This is a genomic window from Streptomyces sp. R818, from assembly GCF_056172735.1.
In genome coordinates this window covers 633,295-656,737 of sequence record NZ_JAOCNE010000003.1, presented here as the reverse complement: position 1 = coordinate 656,737, position 23,443 = coordinate 633,295, and the positions used below count along the sequence as shown (strand labels likewise).

The window sequence follows — 23,443 nt, the reverse complement described above, 5'->3', positions numbered from 1 at the left end:
TCCACATGTCTCATACCGGTGACGTCGGTCTCACCGGCTGTTGTCGAGCCTACCCCCGCCGGAACAAGCATTCTTTCGATCCGTTCCAGACTGCCGGGACTCTCCGGCATCCGCCTCCTGACAAGGAAAGGAGCGGGTCATCAAGTGATGAGGGGACCGCTCGAACGGGGGCTCAAAAGGGGGGTGGGAAGCTCATCCGGAGTACCCGCTCAACACGAGCCCACCCCCGCGAAGAGCGAGGTATAGGCAACGTCTACAGTGGCGTGGTACGCGCGAGTCTTTACCGGGACCTCACATCAAGTGAACGGCCTGGGGCTCGCTGGAGTCTTTGTCAGGGGTGTGCGTGACGGCCGTCGAATCCCGTCCAGCGGGAGCGCTGACGAGCAGCAGCAACCAGGGCCGGCGGCCGTTCGGGGCTCGCGTCAAGGCGTTCGTGGCGCTGACCAAGCCGCGGATCATCGAGCTTCTGCTGATCACCACGGTGCCGGTGATGTTCCTCGCCGAACAGGGTGTGCCCGATCTGAAGCTGGTGCTGATCACCTGCCTCGGCGGTTACCTGTCCGCGGGCGGCGCCAACGCGCTGAACATGTGGTACGACCGCGACATCGACGCGCTGATGGACCGTACGTCGCAGCGTCCGCTGGTCACCGGCATGGTGAGCCCGGCCGAGTGCCTGGTCTTCGGCATCTCCCTCGCCGTGATCTCCACGCTCCTGTTCGGCTTCGCGGTCAACTGGCTGTCGGCCTGGCTGTCGCTCGGCGCGCTCCTCTTCTACGTGGTCGTCTACACGATGATCCTGAAGCGGCGCACCTCGCAGAACATCGTGTGGGGCGGCATCGCGGGCTGCCTGCCGGTCCTCATCGGCTGGTCCTCGGTGACCAACTCGATGTCGTGGGCGCCGGTCATCCTCTTCCTCGTCATGTTCTTCTGGACGCCGCCGCACTACTGGCCGCTGTCGATGAAGGTGAAGGACGACTACGCGCGCGTGGGCGTGCCGATGCTGCCCGTCATCGCCTCCAACAAGGTGGTCGCCCGGCAGATCGTCCTCTACAGCTGGATGATGGTCGCGGTCTCGCTGCTCCTGACACCGCTCGGTTACACGGGCTGGTTCTACACCGTGGTCGCGCTCCTGTCCGGCGGCTTCTGGCTGTGGGAGGCGCACGGTCTGCAGAACCGCGCCAAGGCCGAGGTCACCGGCGGCAAGCTCAAGGAGATGCGGCTGTTCCACTGGTCCATCACCTACGTCTCGCTGCTCTTCGTCGCGGTCGCGGTGGACCCCTTCCTGCGCTGAGCAGTCACAGGTGCTTCCCGATGGGTGGGGTGCGTGGCCCAGGCCACGCACCCCACCCATCGCCAGTTTGGCTACTCGTCGGTAGCATCCTGTCCATGGCAGAGACTGAAGCGGTGGAGCAGCCCCGTGGGGCGGCGAGGGACGAGCGCCGGGCGGCCCGGCTGGCCAAGGACATCGGCGCGTTCGCCAAGGCGCACGGCGGCGCCGAGGGCCAGCTGGCGTACGTGGGCGAGCGCGGCACCCGCATCGTCCTCGTCGGCGAGGACGGGGGCTGGGGCGACCTGATGGCCCGTACGTACGAAATCGCGCAGAAGGCGGTCGAGAAGGCCGGCATCACGGTCCACGAGGACTTCGACGGCGAGTTCGCCGCCAAGGTCGAGACGGGTCCTTACGAGTGGAAGCGCATGGCGGGCATCCAGATCGGCGGCTGAAATTCCGCCGCGCGGCGAGCGATGGGCGCAGGTGTGCGAGCCGCGGTTTCCGCAACACCAGGCGCCCGTTCACCCGTTAGGACCGTAGGAGCACGGTCCACCGACGGGAGCCCCGATGATCGAAACGCCGTCCCTGGTGGACCAGTACTGTCACGGGGTGCTCCGCACGGAACTGGGCCTCGGCACGTTCGAGGCCCATCTCGGCCGGGGCGAGGGCCCGCCCGCCCCCGGCACCACCTTCTTCGACACGCAGACCGGCTTCGCCGTACGCCGCTGGTGCCCGCCCCTCCTCGGCCTCGAACCGCACTGCGCGCCCGCCAGATACCTGGCCAGACGTCGTGAGCTCGGCGTGTTCGAAGCGGGCCGGCGCCTTCTGCGCGGCAGTGGCATCACCACGTACCTCGTCGACACGGGGCTGCCCGGCGACCTCACCGACCCGGCCGAGCTGGGCCGGACCGCCGAGGCCGACGCGCACGAGATCGTGCGCCTGGAACTCCTTGCCGAGCAGGTCGCGGACACCTCCGGCACCGTCGAGTCCTTCCTCGCCAACCTCGCCGAGTCGGTGCACGCCGCCGCCGCGCACGCGGTCGCCTTCACCTCCGTCGCGGGCGTACGCCACGGCCTCGCGCTCGCGCCGCAGCCGCCGGGCCCTGGCGAGGTACGGGGGGCGGCGGGGCGCTGGCTCGCGGGGCGCGCGGTCGGCGGGCCGCTGACGGACCCGGTCCTGCTGCGCCACCTGCTGTGGATCGCGGTCGCCTCCGGCCGCCCGCTGCAACTGCACGCCGGTCTCGGCGAACCGGGCCTGCGCATCGACCGTACGGACCCGGTGCTCCTCACGGACTTCGCCCGCGCGACAGCGGGCCTCGGCACCGACCTGATCCTGCTGCACGGCTACCCGTACCACCGGCACGCCGCGCATCTGGCGGGGATCCTGCCGCACGTCTACGCCGATCTGGGCCCGGCGCTCGCCCGTACGGGTGCGCGGGCGGCAGCGGTCCTCGCGGAGATCCTCGAACTGGCCCCGTTCGGCAAGCTGCTGTTCTCCAGCGGCGCCCACGGCATCCCCGAACTGCACGTGGTCGGCGCCCGCCTGTTCCGCGACGCGCTCGGCCGGGTCCTCGGCACCTGGGTCGCCGAGGGGGCGTGGTCGCTGACGGACGCGCAGCGGGTCGCGTCGATGATCGCGTCGGGGACGGCGCAGCGGGTCTACGGGCTCGGCGACCCGGCCGCCGCCTGAGGGGCCCGGGTCAGACCGCCGACAGCTCCGGGTCCGCCTGGGCCGGGACGCCCGCCGTGACCTGCGGGCGCTCGCGCAGCGACAGCAGGACGTGCAGGACGCCGATCCACACCAGGGCCGAGCCCAGCATGTGCAGGCCGACGAGGATCTCGGGCAGGTCCGTGAAGTACTGGACGTAGCCGATGACGCCCTGGGCGAGCAGGATCAGGAACAGGTCGCGGGTGCGGTGCAGCGGGCCCTTCGGGGCGTCGACGGCCTTCAGGACGAACCAGAGCGCGAACGTCAGCGTCACCACGATCCAGGCCAGGACCGCGTGGCCCTTCGCCACCGTCTCCCAGTCCAGCGGCATTCGGTGCACGTCGCTGGAGTCACCCGCGTGCGGGCCCGCGCCGGTCACGACCGTGCCGACCGCGACGAGCAGCCCCGTCACCACGACCAGGACCCAGACGAGCTGCTTGATCGCGGCGCCGACCAGCGGACGCGGCTCGGCGTCGCCCTCGCGGGTGCGCTGCCACATCAGCACGGCGACGGTGAGGAGCGCGGTCGTCAGGATGAAGTGGGCCGCGACCGTGTACGGGTTGAGGCCGACCAGGACGACGATGCCGCCGAGCACCGCGTTGCCCATGACGATCCAGAACTGGGTCCAGCCGAGCCGGGTCAGCGGGCGCCGCCACGGCTTCTGCGAGCGGGCGGCGATGATCGCCCAGCCGACCGCGGCGCACAGCACGTACGTGAGCAGGCGGTTGCCGAACTCGATGACGCCGTGGAAGCCCATCTCGCTCGTCGTGGTCAGCGACTCGTCGGTGCACTTGGGCCAGGTCGGGCAGCCGAGGCCCGACCCGGTCAGGCGCACGGCGCCGCCGGTCACGACGATGACGACCGTCATCAGGACGGCGGACATGGCCGCTCGCTGAACCGTCCGCTGCGTGGGGGTCCAGCGCTCTGCGATGAAGCGAAGCGGGTTGCGGATCGCCTGGGCGGCGTCGGCGCGGGTCACGTTGGGCACGCGCACCATCGTAGGGGGCCGCTTGTGCACGGCTTCACGAGGGGGACGAAAGCGGGCCGATTGTGACGCGGGTTACGGGCGCGCCGCCTACTCCCAGCGGAAGAAACGGCCCGCAGCGCCGAGCCCCACGACCGCCCACACCGCGAGGATGCCCAGGTCGCCCCAGGGCATCGCGGCGCCGTCCCGCAGGACGTCACGGAGGCCGTCGGAGAGCGCCGAGATGGGCAGCAGGCCGAGGACCGACTGTGCGGCGTCCGGGAACTTGTCGAGCGGCACGATGACGCCGCCGCCGACGAGCAGGAGCAGGAACACCAGGTTGGCCGCGGCGAGCGTGGCCTCCGCCTTGAGCGTGCCCGCCATGAGGAGGCCGAGCCCGGAGAAGGCGGCGGTGCCGAGGACCAGGAGCAGCAGCACGGCGAACGGGTTGCCGTGCGGCGACCAGCCGAGCGCGAAAGCGATGAGCGTGAGCAGGACGACCTGAAGCACCTCCGTGACGAGCACGGAGAGGGTCTTGGCGGTCATCAGGGCCCAGCGGGGGAGCGGGGAGGCGCCGAGCCGCTTGAGGACCCCGTAGCGGCGCTCGAAGCCGGTCGCGATGGCCTGGCCGGTGAACGCCGTCGACATCACGGCGAGCGCCAGGATGCCCGGGGTCAGGAAGTCGACCGCCTCGCCGGAGCCGGTGTCCACGATGTCGACGGAGGAGAACAGCACAAGGAGGAGCGTCGGAATGACGACGGTCAGCAGAAGCTGCTCGCCATTGCGGAGCAGCATCTTCGTCTCGAGGACGGCCTGCGCGGCGATCATGCGGCTAAGCGGGGCCGCGCCGGGCTTCGGGGTGTAGGTACCGGCGCTCATCCGCGCAGCTCCTTGCCGGTCAGTTCCAGGAACACGTCTTCGAGGGTGTGCCGCTCGACGGAGATCTTCTCCGGCATCACGCCGTGCTGCGCGCACCAGGAAGTAACTGTCGCCAGAAGCTGCGGGTCGACCTTGCCGGTCACGCGGTAGGAGCCCGGGGTCAGCTCGGCCGCGGCGGAGTCGGTGGGCAGCGCCTTGAGGAGGGAGGCCACGTCCAGGCCGGGGCGGCCGGAGAAGCGCAGGGTGTTCTCGGCGCCGCCGCGGCACAGCTGCTCGGGAGAGCCGTGGGCGATGACCTTGCCCGCGTCGACGATCGCCACGTCGTCGGAGAGCTGCTCGGCCTCGTCCATGTGGTGCGTGGTGAGGATGACCGAGACGCCGTCCGTGCGCAGGTCGCGGACCAGGTCCCAGGTGGCGTGCCGGGCCTGGGGGTCGAGCCCCGCGGTCGGCTCGTCGAGGAAGACGAGTTCGGGCCGCCCGACGACGGCCATGGCGAGCGCGAGCCGCTGCTGCTGGCCGCCGGAGAGGCGCCGGTACGTCGTACGGCCGCAGGAGCCGAGCCCGAGCCGCTCGATGAGGGCGTCCACGTCGAGCGGGTGGGCGTGCAGCTTGGCGATGTGGCGCAGCATCTCGTCGGCACGGGCGCCGGAGTAGACGCCGCCGGACTGGAGCATCACCCCGATGCGGGGGCGCAGCTGTGCCGCCTGCCTGACGGGGTCGAGCCCGAGCACCCGGACCGTGCCGGAGTCCGGCCTGCGGTACCCCTCGCAGGTCTCGACGGTGGTGGTCTTCCCGGCGCCGTTGGGGCCGAGCACGGCCGTGATCCCGGGCCCGGTCTCCAGGTCGAGGCCGTCGACCGCGGTCTTGTCTCCGTACCGCTTGACCAGACTCGAGATCCGGACGACGGGGTCGCTTCGCATGGTGAGCAAGTCTAGGGAGGCCGACCCGATGCGCGGCGCGCGGGTCGCGGGCATGGTGCGGTGCCGCAGCGATTCGGGCGCGGGTGGGCGAGGCGCCGTGGGGGTTGCGCGGGTGGGGGCGTCTGCGGGTCGCGTCGTGGCTGGCCGCGCAGTTCCCCGCGCCCCTGAGGGGCTGGCCGACAGGCCGTGCCCTCAGGGGCGCGGGGAACTGCGCGAGCAACCACGACGCACCTCACGCACGCCCACGGTCCGCAACCCCTACGGCGCCTCGCCCACCCGCACCCCACCCACCTGCGATGATCGATCAAAGATCGTTTGCCCAGGTCACGCCGCGTGTCCACTTAGGCTTGCCTAAGTGATGTACCGCACCGCCGTCCGCCAAGGACTCCGCTTGTCAGGGTCTGAGGAATTACGCAACAATGGCGTTGTGAAAAACGTCGGCGAGGCTCAGGAGGCACCCTCGGGGGCCCCTCAGGAAGAGCTCGCGACCGGTGAGCGTTCGACGCGGAACCGGGTCGCGCGCTCCATCCTGGACCACGGCCCGTCGACCGTCGCCGATCTGGCGGGACGCCTCGGTCTCACCCAGGCCGCCGTCCGTCGCCACCTCGACGCCCTCGCGGCCGACGCCGTGGTCGAGGCCCGCGAGCAGCGGGTCTACGGCGCGCGCACGCGCGGGCGGCCCGCGAAGGTGTTCGCGCTGACCGACTGCGGCCGGGACGCCTTCGACCAGTCCTACGACAAGCTCGCCGCGGACGCGCTCCGCTGGATCCAGGAGCAGTCCGGCGGGGACGAGGCGGTCGTCGCCTTCGCCCGCGCCCGGCTCGCCGCGCAGGCCGAGGCCTACCGCGCGGCGGTGGAGGGCGCCCCGGCCGGTGACCGCGCCGCGGCCCTGGCCAAGGCGCTGAGCGCGGACGGGTACGCTGCTACGGCCCGCAGCGCGCCCCTTCCGCAACAGGGCGAGCAGCTCTGCCAGCACCACTGTCCGGTCGCCCACGTCGCCGAGCAGTTCCCGCAGCTGTGCGAGGCCGAGACGGAGATGTTCTCGCAGCTCCTCGGCACGCACGTACAGCGGCTGGCCACCATCGCCCACGGCGACGGCGTCTGCACGACGTTCATCCCGCGGAGCGGTGTGAAGGCCGGCAAGAACACCCTGAAGACCGATATCAACGCAAACGCATCTGCACGCACCGCCGGGAGGAACCCCGCATGACTCTCCCCATCGAGGAGACTGCCCACCCCGAGCTCGAGGGCCTGGGCAAGTACGAATACGGCTGGGCAGACTCCGACGCGGCCGGTGCCTCTGCCAAGCGCGGCATCAACGAGGACGTCGTCAAGGACATCTCCGCCAAGAAGTCCGAGCCGGAGTGGATGACCAAGCTCCGTCTCAAGGGCCTCAAGCTGTTCGGCAAGAAGCCCATGCCGAATTGGGGCTCGGACCTGTCGGGGATCGACTTCGACAACATCAAGTACTTCGTGCGCTCCACGGAGAAGCAGGCGGAGTCCTGGGAGGACCTGCCCGAGGACATCAAGAACACGTACGACAAGCTCGGCATCCCGGAGGCGGAGAAGCAGCGCCTCGTCGCCGGTGTCGCGGCCCAGTACGAGTCCGAGGTCGTCTACCACCAGATCCGCGAGGACCTGGAGGAGCAGGGCGTCATCTTCCTCGACACCGACACCGCCCTGAAGGAGCACCCGGAGCTCTTCAAGGAGTACTTCGGGACCGTCATCCCGGCCGGTGACAACAAGTTCGCCGCGCTGAACACCGCCGTGTGGTCCGGCGGCTCCTTCATCTACGTGCCGAAGGGCGTGCACGTCGAGATCCCGCTCCAGGCCTACTTCCGTATCAACACGGAGAACATGGGCCAGTTCGAGCGGACGCTGATCATCGTCGACGAGGACGCCTACGTCCACTACGTCGAGGGCTGCACCGCGCCGATCTACAAGAGCGACTCTCTGCACAGCGCGGTCGTCGAGATCATCGTCAAGAAGGGCGCCCGCTGCCGTTACACGACCATCCAGAACTGGTCGAACAACGTCTACAACCTGGTCACCAAGCGCGCCGTGGCGTACGAGGGCGCGACCATGGAGTGGATCGACGGCAACATCGGCTCCAAGGTGACGATGAAGTACCCCGCCGTCTACCTCATGGGTGAGCACGCCAAGGGCGAGACGCTCTCCATCGCCTTCGCGGGCGAGGGCCAGCACCAGGACGCCGGCTCCAAGATGGTCCACATGGCGCCGAACACGTCGTCCAACATCGTCTCGAAGTCCGTGGCGCGCGGCGGTGGCCGCACCTCCTACCGCGGTCTCGTCGAGATCGGCGAGGGCGCCCCGGGCTCGAAGTCGAACGTGCTGTGCGACGCGCTGCTCGTCGACACGATCTCCCGCTCCGACACGTACCCCTACGTCGACGTCCGCGAGGACGACGTCTCCATGGGCCACGAGGCGACCGTCTCCAAGGTCTCCGAGGACCAGCTCTTCTACCTGATGAGCCGCGGCCTGAGCGAGTTCGAGGCCATGGCGATGATCGTGCGCGGCTTCGTCGAGCCGATCGCCAAGGAGCTGCCCATGGAGTACGCCCTTGAGCTCAACCGGCTGATCGAGCTGCAGATGGAGGGCTCGGTCGGCTGACCTCAGCCACCCGATCCACCCGCCAAGCCCTTACGTATGAAAGCGAGCGCTACGACAGCCATGGCTGAGGCTCAGAACATCCCCGGTGGTTCCACGACCGCCGGAACCATCGCGGTGGCCGCCGAGTCGACCGTCGCCACGCGCATGAGCGCGCCCCCCTCCTACGACGTCGAGGACTTCCCGGTCCCGCACGGCCGTGAGGAGGAGTGGCGGTTCACGCCGCTGGAGCGGCTGCGCGGCCTGCACGACGGCACCGCCGTCGCCACCGGCACCGGCGTCAAGGTCGACGTGGAGGCGCCGGCCGGCGTCAGCGTCGAGACGGTCGGCCGGGACGACGCCCGCGTCGGCAAGGCCGGCAAGCCCGTCGACCGTGTCGCCGCGCAGGCGTACTCGTCGTTCGAGCAGGCCTCCGTCGTCTCCGTGCCCAAGGAGACGGTGCTGAGCGAGCCGATCCGCATCCGCGTGCACGGCGAGGGCGGCACGCGCTACGGCCACACGGTCGTGGAGCTGGGTGCGTTCGCCGAGGCCGTCGTCGTCATCGACCACACCGGTGACGCGCTGATCGCCGCCAACGTCGACTACCTGATCGGCGACGGCGCGAAGCTGACGGTCGTCTCCGTTCAGGACTGGGACGACAAGGCCGTCCACGTCGCCCAGCACAATGCGCTGGTCGGCCGCGACGCCACCTTCAAGTCCGTCGTCGTCACCTTCGGCGGTGACGTGGTCCGCCTGCACCCGCGTGTCCAGTACGCGGCCACCGGCGGCGAGGCCGAGCTGTTCGGCCTCTACTTCACCGACGCGGGCCAGCACCAGGAGCACCGCCTCCTGGTCGACCACAACACCCCGCACTGCAAGTCCAACGTCGTCTACAAGGGCGCGCTCCAGGGCGACGACGCGCACGCCGTCTGGATCGGTGACGTTCTCATCGAGGCCGCCGCCGAGGGCACGGACACCTACGAGATGAACCGGAACCTGGTTCTGACCGACGGTGCCCGCGTCGACTCCGTGCCGAACCTGGAGATCGAGACCGGCGAGATCGTCGGCGCCGGCCACGCCTCCGCGACCGGCCGCTTCGACGACGAGCAGCTGTTCTACCTGATGGCCCGCGGCATCCCCGCCGACGAGGCGCGTCGCCTGGTCGTGCGCGGCTTCTTCGCCGAGCTGGTCCAGCAGATCGGTGTCCCGGACATCGAGGAGCGCCTGCTCGCCAAGATCGCCGAAGAGCTGGAGGCGTCGGTCTGATGACTGACACCCCCGTGTTCGTGCGCGCCTGCGGACTGAGCGAGCTGGACGAGGACACCCCCAAGCGGGTGGAGCTCGACGGCACGCCGGTCGCGGTCGTCCGCACCGAGGGCGAGGTGTTCGCGATCAACGACATCTGCAGCCACGCGAACGTGTCGCTCTCCGAGGGCGAGGTGGAGGACTGCCAGATCGAGTGCTGGCTGCACGGCTCCGCCTTCGACCTCCGCACCGGCAAGCCGTCCGGCCTTCCCGCGACGCGCCCCGTCCCCGTATACCCCGTAAAGATCGAAGGGGACGACGTGCTCGTCTCCCTCTCCCAGGAGTCCTGAGGCACCCATGGCAACGCTTGAAATCCGAGACCTGCACGTCACCGTCGAGGCCGACAACGCCACGAAGGAGATCCTCAAGGGCGTCGATCTCACCGTGAAGCAGGGCGAGACGCACGCCATCATGGGCCCGAACGGCTCCGGCAAGTCGACCCTCGCCTACTCCATCGCGGGTCACCCCAAGTACACGATCACGCAGGGCACCGTCACCCTCGACGGCGAGGACGTCCTGGAGATGTCCGTCGACGAGCGCGCCCGCGCCGGCATGTTCCTCGCCATGCAGTACCCGGTCGAGGTCCCCGGCGTCTCCGTCTCCAACTTCCTGCGCTCCTCCGCCACCGCCATCCGCGGCGAGGCCCCCAAGCTGCGCACCTGGGTGAAGGAGGTCAAGGGCGCGATGGAGCAGCTCCAGATGGACCCGGCCTTCGCCGAGCGCAACGTGAACGAGGGCTTCTCCGGCGGTGAGAAGAAGCGCCACGAGATCCTCCAGATGGAGCTTCTCAAGCCGAAGATCGCGATCCTCGACGAGACCGACTCCGGCCTCGACGTCGACGCCCTTCGCCAGGTGTCGGACGGCGTCAACCGCGTCCGCGAGACCGGCGAGGTCGGCACCCTGCTGATCACGCACTACACGCGCATCCTGCGCTACATCAAGCCGGACTTCGTGCACGTCTTCTCGGCGGGCAAGATCGTCGAGTCCGGTGGTCCCGAGCTGGCCGACACTCTTGAGGCCGAGGGCTACGAGAAGTACACGAAGGGCGGCGTATCAGCGTGACAGTGGCCCACCAGGGGCTCACCGGCCTCCTCGACACCGAGGCGATCCGCAAGGACTTCCCGATCCTGGATCGCACGATCCACGACGGCAAGAAGCTCGTGTACCTGGACAACGCGGCGACCTCGCAGACGCCGCGCCAGGTGCTCGACGTGCTCAACGAGTACTACGAGCAGCACAACGCCAACGTCCACCGCGGCGTGCACGTCCTCGCCGAGGAGGCCACGGCGCTCTACGAGGGCGCCCGCGACAAGGTCGCCGCGTTCATCAACGCGCCCAGCCGCGACGAGGTCATCTTCACGAAGAACGCCTCGGAGTCGCTGAACCTCGTCGCCAACATGCTGGGCTGGGCGGACGAGCCGTACAAGGTCGACCACGAGACCGAGATCGTCATCACGGAGATGGAGCACCACTCCAACATCGTGCCGTGGCAGCTGCTCTCGCAGCGCACCGGCGCGAAGCTGAAGTGGTTCGGCCTCACCGACGACGGCCGTCTCGACCTGTCCAACATCAACGAGGTGATCACGGAGAAGACGAAGATCGTCTCCTTCGTGCTCGTGTCGAACATCCTCGGCACCCACAACCCGGTCGAGGCCATCGTGCGCCGCGCCCAGGAGGTGGGCGCGCTCGTCCTCGTCGACGCCTCCCAGGCCGCGCCGCACATGCCGCTGGACGTGCAGGCGCTCCAGGCCGACTTCGTGGCCTTCACCGGCCACAAGATGTGCGGCCCGACTGGCATCGGCGTGCTGTGGGGACGCCAGGAGCTGCTTGAGGACCTTCCGCCGTTCCTCGGCGGTGGCGAGATGATCGAGACGGTTTCGATGCACTCGTCGACGTACGCTCCCGCGCCGCACAAGTTCGAGGCCGGTACGCCGCCGATCTCGCAGGCCATCGGCCTGGGCGCGGCGATCGACTACCTCAGCGCCATCGGCATGGAGAACGTCCTGCGCCACGAGCAGGCGCTCACCGAGTACGCCGTGAAGCGGCTCCAGGACGTGCAGGACCTGCGCATCATCGGTCCGACGACGGCGGAGGAGCGCGGCGCCGCGATCTCCTTCACGCTCGGCGACATCCACCCGCACGACGTGGGCCAGGTCCTCGACGAGCAGGGCATCGCGGTCCGGGTCGGCCACCACTGCGCGCGGCCGGTCTGCCTGCGGTACGGAATTCCTGCGACCACGCGAGCGTCGTTCTATCTGTACTCCACGCCGGGCGAGATCGACGCACTGGTCGACGGCCTGGAGCACGTACGGAACTTCTTCGGGTAGCGGGCAGGACGGTCGACTGATGAAGCTGGATTCCATGTACCAGGAAGTCATCCTGGACCACTACAAGCACCCGCACGGGCGGGGCTTGCGGGACGGCGACGCCGAGGTGCACCACGTCAACCCGACGTGCGGCGACGAGATCACGCTGCGCGTCAAGTACGACGGCGAGACCATTGAGGATGTCAGCTACGAGGGCCAGGGCTGTTCGATCAGCCAGGCGTCGGCCTCCGTACTGAACGACCTGCTGGTCGGCAAGGAGCTGGCGGACGCGCGGAAGGTCCAGGAGACGTTCCTGGAGCTGATGCAGTCCAAGGGCCAGATCGAGCCGGACGAGTCGATGGAGGACATCCTGGAGGACGCGGTCGCGTTCGCCGGGGTCTCCAAGTACCCGGCCCGGGTGAAGTGCGCTCTCCTGAGCTGGATGGCGTGGAAGGACGCGACGGCGCAAGCTTTCGCGGAGGAGGCGAAGACCGCATGAGTGACAGCACGGCAGTGGAGATGAAGCCGGCCTCCGAGGAGGAGGTCCGCGAGGCCCTGTACGACGTCGTCGACCCCGAGCTGGGCATCGACGTCGTCAACCTCGGCCTGATCTACGGCATCCACATCGACGACGCGAACATCGCGACGATCGACATGACGCTGACGTCCGCGGCGTGCCCGCTGACCGATGTCATCGAGGACCAGGCGAAGTCCGCGACCGACGGCATCGTCAACGAGCTGCGGATCAACTGGGTCTGGATGCCGCCGTGGGGCCCGGACAAAATTACCGACGATGGCCGCGAACAGCTCCGCGCACTGGGGTTCAACGTCTGATCCAGCGCTGCCAGGGGCGCGGGGAACTGCGCGACCAGCCCACGAAAAGCCGCGGACGCGTCTGCTCACGCACCGAGCAGACGCGTCCGCGGCTTTCGTCGTGGCTGGTCGCGCAGTTCCCCGCGCCCCTGACCGGCGCTGTTCGCCCCCCGTACGGAAGATCGACACCGGTCGTTGGCACGTGGAGCGGAGCCTTCCGTCGACATCAGGTCGATGAAGGAGCAGCCCGTGCCGTATCCCGCCCCGCGCACCCTCATACGCCGCGCGAGCGTCACCGTCGCCACCGGTGGCCTGCTGGCGCTGGCCGCAGGCCACCCCGCAGGGGCCGCCGCCTCGGCCACGCCGACGATCTCGCTCTCGGCGGCCTACCTCAGCGGAGCTGTCGGAGGGGTCGGCGACCCGACCGTCACCGTGAAGATCGCGCAGAGCGGTACGGACGCCTCCGCGCTCACCGTCACCTCGAGCGCCAGCAGCAGGACGGCGGTGGCCCGCACCACCGACGTCACCGTCACCGGCACCGGCGCGACCCGCACCGTCTCCGTCGCCGCGCGCGGCCAGGGCTACACCGACCTGACGTTGAAGGTGACCGGCAGCGGCGGCTCCTCGGCCACCACGAAGCTGCACTACGCCGCCTCCGGTGCGGTGAGCGGCGCGGCCGACGCCCGGTACCTCACCGGCTCCTCCGACGCCTCCGCCGCCGTCGACGTGGGCGGCGGTTACGTCGTCGTGGCGGACGACGAGTCCAACATTCTGCGCCTCTACAACGGCGCAGTCTCCGGGGCGCCGGTCAGGACCTGGGACCTGTCGTCGAAGATCGGCGTGGACAAGGAGGTCGACATCGAGGGCGCCGCCCGCGTCGGGAACCTCATCTACTGGACCGGCTCGCTCGGCAACAACAAGGACGGCGAGTACAAGGCGGACCGCAACACCGTCTTCACCACGACGGTCAGCGGCTCCGGCGCCGCGACCGAGCTGACGTACGCGCACGCCTACAAGAAGCTCCGCGACAAGCTGGTCGACTGGGACGAGGACAACGGCGACCGCTACGGGTTCGCCGCCGGGACCGAGGACGGCCAGGCGCCCAAGCAGATCGACGGCTTCAACGTCGAGGGGCTGGAGTTCGCGCCCGGCTCCACCTCCACCGCCTACCTCGGCTTCCGCGCGCCGCTCGTGCCGCCGAAGGAGGGCGGCAAGGGGCTGATCGTGCCCGTCACCAACATGGACAAGGTGGTGGCGAGCGGCGCGACCCCGGTCTTCGGTACGGCCATCGAGCTGGACCTGGGCGGCCTCGCCGTCCGCGACATCCGCAAGAACGCCGCGAACCAGTACCTGATCGTGGCGGGCAGCTGGGCCGCCGACGACAACGCGGACCCGTACGCCCTGTACGCGTGGGACGGCGTCGCGGGCCACGCCCCGGTCAAGCGGATCGACCTGCCGACCAGCGACCCGGGCGGCTGGGAGGCGCTCGTCTCCGTACCGGATCTGTCCGTGTCCGGGCAGCGCGTGCAGGTGATCACGGACGACGGTTCGGCGGATCTGTACGGGGACGGGACCGAGGCCAAGGACCTGGACCACGACGAGTGGAAGAAGTCGCGGGCCGCCTGGTTCACCGTCTCGTAGCTCGCGAGGATCCGGGTTGTGTACGGGCGTACGCACCGATATGTACACTCGTACGCATGGGATATGTGCTGCTGGCGGGGGCCATCGCCGCGGAGGTGGCCGCCACGACCGCCATGAAGTACAGCGAGGGCTTCAGCAGGCTGTGGCCCTCGCTGATCACCGTCACCGGGTATGTGATCGCGTTCGCGCTGCTCGCGCAGACGCTGAAGACCGTCCAGATCGGCACCGCGTACGCCATCTGGGCGGGCGTCGGCACCGCCGTCATCGCCGCGATCGGCATGATCTTCCTGGGGGAGGGGCTGAGCGTCGCCAAGGTCGCCGGGATCGTCTTCGTCATCGGCGGCGTCGTGCTGCTCAATCTGGGCGGGGCGCACTGATGCCGCGCCGCTACGACCCCGAGCGGCGCCAGCGGATCATCGACGCCGCGATCCGGGTGGTGGGGGAGAAGGGCATAGCCGGGCTCAGCCACCGCACGGTCGCGGCCGAGGCCGATGTGCCGCTGGGTTCGACCACGTACCACTTCGCGACGCTCGACGAACTGCTCGTGGCCGCGCTGCGGCAGGCCAACGAGGGGTTCGCCAAGGTCGTCGCGGCGCGCGGCGCCTTCCAGGACCCGGCGCTCGACCTCCCCGACGAGCTGGCCGGGCTGCTCGGTGAGTGGCTGAGCGGCGAGCGCACCGGCGTGGAGCTGGAGTACGAGCTGTACCTGGCGGCCCTGCGACGCCCCGCGCTGCGTCCCGTCGCCGCCGATTGGTGCCAGGACCTGGCCGGTCCGCTGGCCGAGCGCACGGACCCGGTGACGGCCCGCGCGCTGGTCGCCCTCATGGACGGGATCTGCCTCCAGGTGCTGCTCACGGGCGGGGAGTACGACGCCGCGTACGCGCGCGAGATGCTGGCCCGGCTCATCCCGTAGCCCGAGACGGGGCCGGGGCGGGTTGGCCTCGGGAACCCCGGGCCGGTTAGGTTGCCCTCATGACCGACACGACTGCTCCTCGTTCCACCGGCGCCGTCGCCGCGGGCCTCGCCACCGTGGCCGCCGACGGCACCGTTCTCGACACCTGGTTCCCCGCGCCCGAGCTCGCCGCCGAGCCCGGCCCGGCCGGCACCGGGAAGCTCTCCGCCGACCAGGCCGTCGAGCTGCTCGGCGAAGGCGCCGCGAAGGCCATCGGCCCGGACGCCCGGCGCGGCGTGGAGATCATCGCCGTCCGTACGGTCATCGCCTCCGTGGACGACAAGCCGCTGGACGCCCACGACGTCTACCTGCGCCTGCACCTCCTCTCGCACCGCCTGGTCAAGCCGCACGGCGTGAACCTGGACGGCCAGTTCGGCTTCCTCCCCAATGTCGCCTGGACCTCGCTCGGCCCGGTCGCCGTGGACGACATCGAGAAGGTGCGGCTCAACGCGCGCGCCGAGGGGCTGCACCTCCAGGTGACCTCGGTCGACAAGTTCCCGCGGATGACCGACTACGTCGTCCCGAAGGGCGTCCGCATCGCCGACGCCGACCGGGTCCGGCTCGGCGCGCACCTCGCCGAGGGCACCACGGTCATGCACGAGGGCTTCGTCAACTTCAACGCGGGCACGCTCGGCTCGTCGATGGTCGAGGGCCGCATCTCCGCGGGCGTCGTCGTCGGCGACGGCTCGGACATCGGCGGCGGCGCCTCCACCATGGGCACCCTCTCCGGCGGCGGCAACGTCCGCATCGTCATCGGCGAGCGCTGCCTCATCGGCGCCGAGGCCGGTGTGGGCATCGCGCTCGGCGACGAGTGCGTGGTCGAGGCGGGCCTCTACGTCACCGCGGGCACCCGCGTGACCATGCCCGACGGGCAGATCGTCAAGGCCCGTGAACTCTCCGGCGCCTCCAACATCCTCTTCCGCCGCAACTCGGTGACGGGCACGGTCGAGGCCCGCCCGAACAACGCGGTGTGGGGTGGCCTCAACGAGGTCCTGCACAGCCACAACTAAGCGCCCAGCAGCTCCTCGTAGGCCCTCCGCAGCCCGTCGACCGCATCCCTGTCGGCGGGCTGCGGTGGCGCGCGGACCGGGCCGCCGCCCGGCAGGCCGAGGTCGCTGAGCAGGGCCTTCGCCGTCACCGCGCCCGGGAGGCCGGTCGGGGAAGCGAACGGCTCGTTCCGGCCTTTCTGGGCCATTCCGCCTGCGCCACCATGAGACGGACCGCAGGCCGTTCAGGGGAGGCGCCATGAGGCTCGGCAAAGCACTCGCCACCGGGATCGCCGAAGAGGCCCCGCAGGAGACGGAGGCCGCCCGTACGGAACAGGAGCGGGCCGACGCCGTCGTCGAGCCGCTGCCGGAAGCCGTCGAGGTCCCGGCCGTCCGATGAGGGCGCGGCTCCCCGAGGAACGCCCTGCGGAGCCGCCCACCGGATACAAGATCGCGCACCCCGTGCTCGACGCGGACGGCGGGCGCGCCGGATTCCTCGGGGTCTCCCTCGGCGCGGCGGCGCCCTACCGCGTGCTCGACGAGGCGCGCTGTGTCTACGGGCGCCGGCACCGCGCCCCGCACCGGCGCTGCGACTGCGGGTTCCACTGCGTGCACGAGCGGCGCACGGCGGAGGGGCTGCTCGTGCACGCCGAGCACCGCAGGGCCGTGCTCCTGGAGGTGTCCGTCCTCGGGGCCTACATCCGGTTCGAGCGCGGCTTCCGGTACGCCCGCCAGCGGGTGCGGGCCGCGACCGTCGGACCTTGCCCGTGCGGCGCCACCGCGTCCGTGCTCGCCGACGCCGGGTGGGGGCGGGACGGGCGGCGGGTCCTCGAAGCGGCCTGCGCCGGGTGTGTCGGCGGGCGGCAGCGGTGGACCCTCGACGCGTTCGCTCGGCTCGGCGGGGACGGGCTCGCCGTGTGCGCCGCGCCCGGTACAGAAGCCGCGAGCTCCCCGGCGGCCGGAGTGCCGGAACTGGCCGCCGAGGCCGCCCTGCTGCAGGCCCGGCTCGACTGGTTCCAGAACCAGCTGGCCCGCCTCGGCCGCGCGACGGGCGGCGGAGACGGGCCGTCGGGGCTCAGCGGTTAGGGGCGGACGCGCAGCACCTGCGGGTCGTGGTCGCTGATCTGGTCGTGGAACTCGCTGTTGATGTGCACGCTGTCGTACCGGAAGGCGCCCTTCTTCCGGATCGAGGGGCTGACCAGGATCTGGTCGAGGACCTGGCTGTTGCCCTGGTAGTCATACGTGTAACGCTCGTCGCGCGGCAGGGACTTGATCGCCGACCAGAGCGCGCCGCCGTCCTCCAGGCGCTGCGCCGTGCCGGAGAACTCGAAGTCGTTGATGTCGCCGAGGGCGATGACGTCGGCGTTGCGCTGGACCTTGAGCACGTCCTTCACGAACGCGTTCACGGACTCCGCCTGCGCGTGGCGCTGCGTCTCCGAGCTGCGGACCGGCGGCTGGAACTGCGCGGTCAGGGGGTGGTCGCCGCCCTTGGACGCGAAGTGGTTGGCGATGACGATGACGGGCTCGCCGCGGAAGGTGAACTCGCCCGCGAGCGGCTTGCGGCTGTTCTTCCACGCCTCGTTCGCCGGGTCGATCCGGCCCGGCGATGCGGTGAGCGCGGCCTTGCCGTGGCTGCGGACGACGCCGACGGGCGTGGTGGCGTCGCCGCCCGCGCGGTCCGTGAAGGACACCCGCTCCGGGTTGAAGAGGAAGACCTGGCGGATGTTGCCGCCGGGCTCGCCGCCGTCGGCCTTGTCGACCGGGTCGATCGAACGCCAGTCGTAGCGGGGGCCGCCCGCCGCGACGATCGCGTCGATGAGCTTGTTCACCGTCACGTCGGCGGCGACCGTGCCGTCGTCCTTCGCGCCGTTGTTGTCCTGGATCTCCTCCAGGGACACGATGTCGGGCGACTTCAGGTGGGTGACGATCGCCGCCGCGTGCTCCTCGAAGGTGGCGTCGGTCGGGTCGAGGTTCTCGACGTTGTACGTGGCCACGGCCAGCTCGTTCTTCGCCTGCGCCCGGGTCGTCTCCCGCTGGAGACCGCCCTGCTCCAGCGCGCCCATCTCCCGCGCGACCAGCGTGTATCCGCCGTACTGGTTGAAGTCGAGCGGGCCCTCGGTGGTGCCGGACAGGACGTCGCCGACGTCGGCCACGGGGAACTCGGCGACCGCGCCGAGCGACTGGATCTGCAGGCGGCCGGTGTTCTGCGAGGTGTACGAGCCGTAGCGGGCGCCGCCGCGCTCGGTCGTGTTCTCGCGGGGCTTCACCGTGACCCACAGCTCCGCGTACGGGTCGGAGGCGGTGACGACCCGGGACGAGCCGATCCGGACGTTCTGGCCCTCCAGGGACTCGTAGTAGTCGAGGGCGTACTTCTTCGGGCGCAGGGTCAGGCCGTTGATCGAGCCGTTCGCCGCGGGGTCGCCGGCCGGGGTGTACGCGGCCGGGACCGACTTGGCGCTGATCGTCGTGACCGGTACCGCGTTGCCGGACGAGTCCACGGTCACCGTCGGCTTGGTGATCTCGGTGAGCGACTGGTTGCCGGACGAGGCGCCGCCGGGCACGTACTCCGTCACCGTGCCCGAGACCGTCACCGCGTCGCCCGTCTTCACGGTCGGCGCGGAGCTGGTGAAGACGAAGACGCCCTCGCTGGTGGCCGGGTCGTTGTCGGGCTTGGTGTCCTGGAACCAGAAGCCGCGGGACGAGCCGTACGTTCTGACCCCGGTCACCACCCCGGTCACGCCCGTCACCTGCTGGCCGGCGAGCGGGGATATCCGGGTCGAGCCCTGGACGTCGTGGATGGCGGCGGTCGTGGCCGCGCCCGCCGGGCCCGCGGTGACCACGGCGTACGACGCGCAGCAGGCGGTCGTCACGGCGAGGGCGGCGAGGCGGGAGCGGGAGAACACAGAGAGCAGCGGATGAGCGGTCTTGCTCGGCAAGGGGATCCCTCCGGGGACGTGCGAGTGGCGAGCGCCGGGACGAGGGGCGGCGGCTGCCGGTCGAGGGTGGTCGACGGCGCCGTTTCTACGCGCGTCAATCTCTGGCCTGAGCCCGGCAGTTGTCAAGGTTTCGCGGGTGGATACGGGGCGGCCGAAATCTGACGAGTACATGAACCCGACAGCAAAGGGTCAAATCCGTCTAGGCTGAGCGGTCGCACCGTACGCCTCCAAGGAGAACCCACCGATGTCAGACAGCTCCCCCCTGCCGCCGGTCCGGCTGCCCGCCGAAGCGGAGCTGGCGCGGGACGCCCTCGCCACCCCCCTGCTCTCCCGCGCCGTGCGGCTCGCCCGCTGGGCCGGGCCCGGGACCCGCGTCGGCGCGGGCGGCGAACTCGTCGAGGAGCAGTTGCCCGCCGCCGTCGCCGAGCTGGGGCTCGGCGGCGACGAGGAGGGGCTCGCGTACGCGAGCGAGGCGTGGAACGCCGCCGTCGACACCGGTCTCGTCGAGGTCGTCGACGAGGAGGAGGGCACCGTCACCGCCGGCGAGGAGCTGGCGACGCTCACCTCCGGCGGGCCCTCCGACGTGCTCGCGCTGTGGCTCGGGGCGCTCGACACGGTCCTCGCCGACGCGAGCGTGCCCGACCTCGACGACATCATGGGCGCCCTGGAGGAGGGCGGCGGCGAGATCGACTTCTCGCAGCTCGACTGGGACCCCGAGGCGGAGTCCGAGTTCCTGGAGGGCGTGCTCGGAAATCTGTACCTGCTGACCGTCTCCGAGGGCGCCGGGGACGGGCCCGTGCCGCTGCCCGCGCTCGCCGCGTCGATGATCGTCCCCGACGACATGGGGGAGCCCACGGACGACGTCCTGGAGCAGGTGTCGGACGCGATGATGCGGCTCGACGACCAGTTCCGGCTGCTCGAACCGGTCGGGCTCGTGGAGTTCCAGCCGGTCGACGAGGCGCTGATGGCGGAGATCGACGCGGATGAGCCCGTGGCCGAGCCGGTGGACGAGGCGGACGTCGCCCGGTACGGCATGGTGCGGCTCACTCCGCTCGGTCTGTACGGGATCCGGGCCCGGATGCTGGAGGCGGGCATCGCGGCGCCCGCGGTCGGCGACCTTGTCGACAAGGGGGCCGACACGCTCCTCGACAGCACGTCGTCCTTTCCGCAGGCCGCCGCGCAGGCCGAGATCGAGCAGTGGCTCGCCCGGCGTGAATCGCTCGGCGCGGCGCGGGAGTTGCTCGCGGCCGCGCGCGGTGCGGATCAGGGGGCGCCTCTGCGTCGGCTCCGCTGCCAGCAGGCGCTGTCCCTCGTCGGTGCCGAGGCCGAGCCCGCGCTCCGGGAGGTTCTCGACGACGCCGAGCTGGGCGGCCTCGCCCGGGTCTGGCTCGCCGAGCACGGGGCGACGGACGTGCCTCCGCCCTCCGAGGCGCTCATCTTCTGGCTGACCATCGACACGATCGCCGCGCAGCTCTCCCTGGAGGGCAACTCGGACGAACTCCAGTCCCTGGTCGAGGGGCTCGCCGCGCAGCACAGCGGCTTCTTCTCGACGGCCTGGCGCGTCGAGCACCCCGCCACGGCGGACGTCCTGGAGGCCATGGGCCGCCTCCACCCGGACAAGAAGGTGGCCAAGGAGGCCCGCAAGGCCGCCTTCAAGGCGAGGTCGGCGTCCGCCGGTTGACCGGAGCCCCCTAGGGGCGCGGGGAACTGCGCGACCAGCCACGACGTGGCCGCGGACGCGAACGCGCGAGTGAGGGCAGACGCGTCGGCCCGCGGCTGAGTCCGGGGCGAGCTGTGCCCCGTCAGGGGCGCGGGGAACTGCGCGCTCAGCCACGTACAGGCCGCACGCGCCATAGCACCTCGCGAGGCAGACGCGTCTGCGGCCTTCGTCGTGGCTGGTCGCGCAGTTCCCCGCGCCCCTGGCGGGGCTGGTGAGGGCCTGCGCAGGCCCTCACCAGCCCCGCCCGACACCCGCTAGCAGAGATAGCGTGTCGTGTGCTTGAAGGATGACGTCGCTCCGTCGAAGCCGTACGTGCCCCGGTACGCCGGAGGGTTCTGGTACTCGCCGACCACGGTGATCGTGTTCGCGCAGGAACCCTGCCCGGCCCGCTTCGCGTCGAGCCGGATCGTGTCACCGATGAACCCACCGGTGATGTCCCACGGGGCTCCGCAGATGCCGGACGTGATCTGACCCCCGGTCACCACGTAGGGGTGCGTGTTGGGGTCGATCTTCGCCGTGATGGCGAAGGTGACCGCACCGTTGTTGAGCTCCAGCTTGCAGTCGACCGACACGGCCTCCGTGGACACGTCCTGCTGCGCGGCGAACGCCTCGTCGCGCGTCTTGACCTCCGCGCCCTGCGGATTGTGGAAGCGGTGCTCGCCGCGGGTCTGGCCCTTCTGCTTGCGTGCCTGAGTGGTCATGGACCGGCCTCCCTTCGGGGGTGTGGTGGTCAGGCCAGCAGTTCGGCGATCTCGACGCGCAGCAGCGCGCGTACGTTCTCGATGTGGTTGGCGATGGTGACCTGCGACGAACCGGCGTACAGGAGACCGACGGCCACGTTGTCGAGGGAGGTCACCAGCGAACCGGAGTCGCCGCCCGCCGACATGTTCGTGGTCATGATCTGGTCCTTGAACCGGGCCGTGCCCGCCGTGCCGTAGTTGACGTCGACCGTCGCGTCGGTCGCGATGATGCGACCGAAGGAGATGTTCGTCGTGCGGCCCGACTTCTTGACGAGGTCGCCGACCGCGACGTTCGCCTTGCGGCGCCAGGCGCGCGGCGCCCCGCTGAAGTACTGCTCGCGGGTCGCGTCCTGGAACTGGACCTCGCCGAGCGCGCAGTCGACCACGTTGTTCTGCTGGTCGAGCGGGGTCTGCGGGGCGAACTGGATGGTGATGAACCGGGACAGGGTCGCGATCCGGTCGGCCGGGTTCGTGCCGCCGTCGAAGGTGCCGGGCTGCACGATGGCGCTGCCGAGCTGGGCCCGGTTGGAGTCGGCGAGGACGTGGTTGTTGGAGAGGATGTAGAACTTGGACGGGGTGCCGAGCCCGGCGCCGGGCGGGTCGACGGTGGCGCCCGGCAGGAAGTCGTAGACGACGCTGCCGAGGGTGCCCGCGGTGACGGCCACGTTGCCGACGGAGAACCCGGACGGCGCGGGCCGCATCCGGCGGACGAGCAGCTGCGGCTCGAACGTCGCCATGCCCCCGAAGTCCTCGTGCAGCGCGTGCCCGTACTGCCCGAACTGCTGGGAGACGCCGCCGTCGGGCCCGTAGGAGACGGACTCCTCGGAGCGGGCGCCCGACGGCCTCGACTGGCGCCGCTGGGCGGAGATCTGGCCGACGGCCACGATGTCGGTGGGGGTGCCGTCGTCCATCTGGCGCGGGATGACGTCGCGCTCGGGCAGCATGGACTCGGGCAGCTTCTGGGTCACGAAGACGAGGACCGCCGGTTCGCCCGTCGGCCTGCCGTCGATCCACTTCACGCCGTGGCCGAAGCCGACGACATTGGCGAGCGGCGACTCGCGCCGCAGGAAGTCACTGGTCGCCTGCTGGCGGGAGCTGTCGCTGAGCTGACCGCCGGCGGGTCCTCGCATCAATTCGGGCTGGTTCACGCCAGACCACCTCTTCCCCTGACTTTCGCCTGAGTACGTGGTCCCTACGGCTCGTCGCCCGTCTCTTCCTGGGCGTCGAGCCCGCCGACCGCGAGCACGCGGACCGGCACGCCTTCGAGCTCGTCGGGGATCACGTCGTGCGCACGGAGCCGGTCGCGGGGCACTTTCCGGACGACGAAGACGACGATGACGTCCGCGCCCGAGTGCTCGTCCTTCCCGGTGGCGACCCCGTTGACATTGGCCAGCTGCAGCAGCCGGTCGGCATGGAGGTCGCGTGCCTGGCGTGCGTCCACTCGGCTCGCCACCCCCTAGACGGGTGATGCGGTGATGCGGTGATGCAGGTAGGGCCTGTCTATTGCCGTCCGGGAAGGGGGTCAAGGCGTTCCGCGCGAAATCTTGGCTTCGGTCCTGAAGTGCGGCTGATGACCTTCCTTACGAAGATTCTTCCCTCGCCTTCTCCTGCGCCCCGGGCGTTCACGGAAGTCGGCGAAGCGGGCCCCTGGACGTAGGGCCGCGTTCAACCGCCGTTCAGGCGCGGACGGGAACGTG

General features: G+C 70.4%; 26 protein-coding genes. 18 read left to right on the top strand and 8 right to left on the bottom strand.

Annotation, left to right across the window (positions count from 1 at the left end; genetic code table 11):
* The first annotated feature begins 433 nt into the window (after positions 1–433).
* From N5I75_RS08130 to N5I75_RS08120, 3 genes are all read left to right on the top strand, one after another.
* A complete protein-coding gene (locus N5I75_RS08130; RefSeq protein ID WP_361081180.1) occupies positions 434–1,291 on the top strand; it encodes a heme o synthase in 858 nt (285 codons plus the stop codon).
* 95 nt (positions 1,292–1,386) lie between these two features.
* Complete coding sequence (locus N5I75_RS08125) at positions 1,387–1,722, top strand: hypothetical protein (protein WP_476675776.1); 336 nt, start codon at positions 1,387–1,389, stop codon at positions 1,720–1,722.
* A 115-nt stretch (positions 1,723–1,837) separates the two neighbouring features.
* On the top strand, positions 1,838–2,959 hold the full coding sequence (locus N5I75_RS08120; protein ID WP_476675774.1) for an amidohydrolase family protein: 1,122 nt from the start codon (positions 1,838–1,840) through the stop codon (positions 2,957–2,959).
* A 10-nt stretch (positions 2,960–2,969) separates the two neighbouring features.
* Here N5I75_RS08120 and N5I75_RS08115 read toward each other — a convergent pair whose 3' ends face one another.
* The 3 genes from N5I75_RS08115 to N5I75_RS08105 all read right to left on the bottom strand — a co-directional run bounded on the left by N5I75_RS08115 (position 2,970) and on the right by N5I75_RS08105 (position 5,740).
* Entirely contained in the window at positions 2,970–3,974 is a 1,005-nt protein-coding gene (locus tag N5I75_RS08115) for a COX15/CtaA family protein (protein ID WP_476675772.1), read from the bottom strand.
* Between the two features lie 78 nt (positions 3,975–4,052).
* Positions 4,053–4,820, bottom strand: coding sequence for an ABC transporter permease (locus N5I75_RS08110; protein ID WP_476675770.1), 768 nt, complete (start codon positions 4,818–4,820; stop codon positions 4,053–4,055).
* Positions 4,817–5,740: an ABC transporter ATP-binding protein gene (locus N5I75_RS08105; protein WP_476675768.1), complete on the bottom strand. Its 924-nt coding sequence runs from the start codon at positions 5,738–5,740 to the stop codon at positions 4,817–4,819. The genes N5I75_RS08110 and N5I75_RS08105 overlap by 4 nt, the downstream gene beginning before the upstream one ends.
* Positions 5,741–6,167: 427 nt before the next feature.
* Here N5I75_RS08105 and N5I75_RS08100 point away from each other — a divergent pair, with 427 nt between their 5' ends.
* The 12 genes from N5I75_RS08100 to dapD all read left to right on the top strand — a co-directional run bounded on the left by N5I75_RS08100 (position 6,168) and on the right by dapD (position 16,374).
* Entirely contained in the window at positions 6,168–6,950 is a 783-nt protein-coding gene (locus tag N5I75_RS08100) for a helix-turn-helix transcriptional regulator (RefSeq protein WP_476675766.1), read from the top strand.
* Entirely contained in the window at positions 6,947–8,371 is a 1,425-nt protein-coding gene (gene sufB / locus N5I75_RS08095; RefSeq protein ID WP_394435050.1) for a Fe-S cluster assembly protein SufB, read from the top strand. The genes N5I75_RS08100 and sufB overlap by 4 nt, the downstream gene beginning before the upstream one ends.
* Before the next feature lie 60 nt (positions 8,372–8,431).
* On the top strand, positions 8,432–9,613 hold the full coding sequence (gene sufD, locus N5I75_RS08090) for a Fe-S cluster assembly protein SufD (RefSeq protein WP_476675764.1): 1,182 nt from the start codon (positions 8,432–8,434) through the stop codon (positions 9,611–9,613).
* Positions 9,613–9,942, top strand: coding sequence for a non-heme iron oxygenase ferredoxin subunit (locus tag N5I75_RS08085; protein ID WP_476675762.1), 330 nt, complete (start codon positions 9,613–9,615; stop codon positions 9,940–9,942). Before sufD ends, N5I75_RS08085 begins: the two co-directional genes overlap by 1 nt.
* Before the next feature lie 7 nt (positions 9,943–9,949).
* Positions 9,950–10,714: a Fe-S cluster assembly ATPase SufC gene (sufC, locus tag N5I75_RS08080; protein ID WP_361081383.1), complete on the top strand. Its 765-nt coding sequence runs from the start codon at positions 9,950–9,952 to the stop codon at positions 10,712–10,714.
* On the top strand, positions 10,711–11,979 hold the full coding sequence (locus tag N5I75_RS08075; protein WP_398197494.1) for a cysteine desulfurase: 1,269 nt from the start codon (positions 10,711–10,713) through the stop codon (positions 11,977–11,979). The genes sufC and N5I75_RS08075 overlap by 4 nt, the downstream gene beginning before the upstream one ends.
* Positions 11,980–11,998: 19 nt before the next feature.
* Entirely contained in the window at positions 11,999–12,457 is a 459-nt protein-coding gene (gene sufU, locus N5I75_RS08070; RefSeq protein ID WP_398197497.1) for a Fe-S cluster assembly sulfur transfer protein SufU, read from the top strand.
* Positions 12,454–12,792 carry a metal-sulfur cluster assembly factor gene (locus N5I75_RS08065; protein ID WP_361081375.1) on the top strand — a complete coding sequence of 113 codons (339 nt, stop codon included), beginning with the start codon at positions 12,454–12,456 and terminating at the stop codon, positions 12,790–12,792. Before sufU ends, N5I75_RS08065 begins: the two co-directional genes overlap by 4 nt.
* Positions 12,793–13,020: 228 nt before the next feature.
* Positions 13,021–14,412 (top strand): hypothetical protein, encoded by a 1,392-nt coding sequence (locus tag N5I75_RS08060; protein WP_476675759.1) that lies wholly within the window; start codon positions 13,021–13,023, stop codon positions 14,410–14,412.
* 56 nt (positions 14,413–14,468) lie between these two features.
* Positions 14,469–14,789: a DMT family transporter gene (locus N5I75_RS08055; protein ID WP_394435057.1), complete on the top strand. Its 321-nt coding sequence runs from the start codon at positions 14,469–14,471 to the stop codon at positions 14,787–14,789.
* On the top strand, positions 14,789–15,325 hold the full coding sequence (locus N5I75_RS08050) for a TetR/AcrR family transcriptional regulator (protein WP_476675757.1): 537 nt from the start codon (positions 14,789–14,791) through the stop codon (positions 15,323–15,325). Before N5I75_RS08055 ends, N5I75_RS08050 begins: the two co-directional genes overlap by 1 nt.
* 59 nt (positions 15,326–15,384) lie before the next feature.
* Entirely contained in the window at positions 15,385–16,374 is a 990-nt protein-coding gene (gene dapD / locus N5I75_RS08045; RefSeq protein WP_476675755.1) for a 2,3,4,5-tetrahydropyridine-2,6-dicarboxylate N-succinyltransferase, read from the top strand.
* Here the strand turns inward: dapD and N5I75_RS08040 are convergent.
* Positions 16,371–16,559: a hypothetical protein gene (locus N5I75_RS08040; protein WP_476675753.1), complete on the bottom strand. Its 189-nt coding sequence runs from the start codon at positions 16,557–16,559 to the stop codon at positions 16,371–16,373. The genes dapD and N5I75_RS08040 overlap by 4 nt on opposite strands.
* Before the next feature lie 50 nt (positions 16,560–16,609).
* On the opposite strand from N5I75_RS08040, the gene N5I75_RS08035 reads away from it, so the two are divergent.
* Positions 16,610–16,750, top strand: coding sequence for a hypothetical protein (locus N5I75_RS08035; protein ID WP_476675751.1), 141 nt, complete (start codon positions 16,610–16,612; stop codon positions 16,748–16,750).
* On the top strand, positions 16,747–17,436 hold the full coding sequence (locus N5I75_RS08030; protein WP_476675749.1) for a hypothetical protein: 690 nt from the start codon (positions 16,747–16,749) through the stop codon (positions 17,434–17,436). Before N5I75_RS08035 ends, N5I75_RS08030 begins: the two co-directional genes overlap by 4 nt.
* Here N5I75_RS08030 and N5I75_RS08025 read toward each other — a convergent pair.
* Positions 17,433–19,286: an endonuclease/exonuclease/phosphatase family protein gene (locus tag N5I75_RS08025; RefSeq protein ID WP_476675747.1), complete on the bottom strand. Its 1,854-nt coding sequence runs from the start codon at positions 19,284–19,286 to the stop codon at positions 17,433–17,435. The two genes, N5I75_RS08030 and N5I75_RS08025, sit on opposite strands and share 4 nt — an antisense overlap.
* A gap of 244 nt (positions 19,287–19,530) precedes the next feature.
* Between N5I75_RS08025 and N5I75_RS08020 the strand changes: the two genes are divergently transcribed.
* Positions 19,531–20,967, top strand: coding sequence for a hypothetical protein (locus tag N5I75_RS08020; protein WP_476675745.1), 1,437 nt, complete (start codon positions 19,531–19,533; stop codon positions 20,965–20,967).
* Positions 20,968–21,260: 293 nt separating this feature from the next.
* On the opposite strand, the gene N5I75_RS08015 is transcribed toward N5I75_RS08020, so the two are convergent.
* From N5I75_RS08015 to N5I75_RS08005, 3 genes are all read right to left on the bottom strand, one after another.
* The gene (locus N5I75_RS08015; protein ID WP_476675744.1) at positions 21,261–21,707 is read right to left on the bottom strand and encodes a hypothetical protein; all 447 of its coding nucleotides are present in this window, start codon (positions 21,705–21,707) and stop codon (positions 21,261–21,263) included.
* 29 nt (positions 21,708–21,736) lie between these two features.
* The gene (locus N5I75_RS08010) at positions 21,737–22,876 is read right to left on the bottom strand and encodes a chymotrypsin family serine protease (protein ID WP_476676967.1); all 1,140 of its coding nucleotides are present in this window, start codon (positions 22,874–22,876) and stop codon (positions 21,737–21,739) included.
* A gap of 62 nt (positions 22,877–22,938) precedes the next feature.
* Positions 22,939–23,187: a hypothetical protein gene (locus tag N5I75_RS08005; RefSeq protein ID WP_476675742.1), complete on the bottom strand. Its 249-nt coding sequence runs from the start codon at positions 23,185–23,187 to the stop codon at positions 22,939–22,941.
* Between the last annotated feature and the right edge of the window lie 256 nt (positions 23,188–23,443).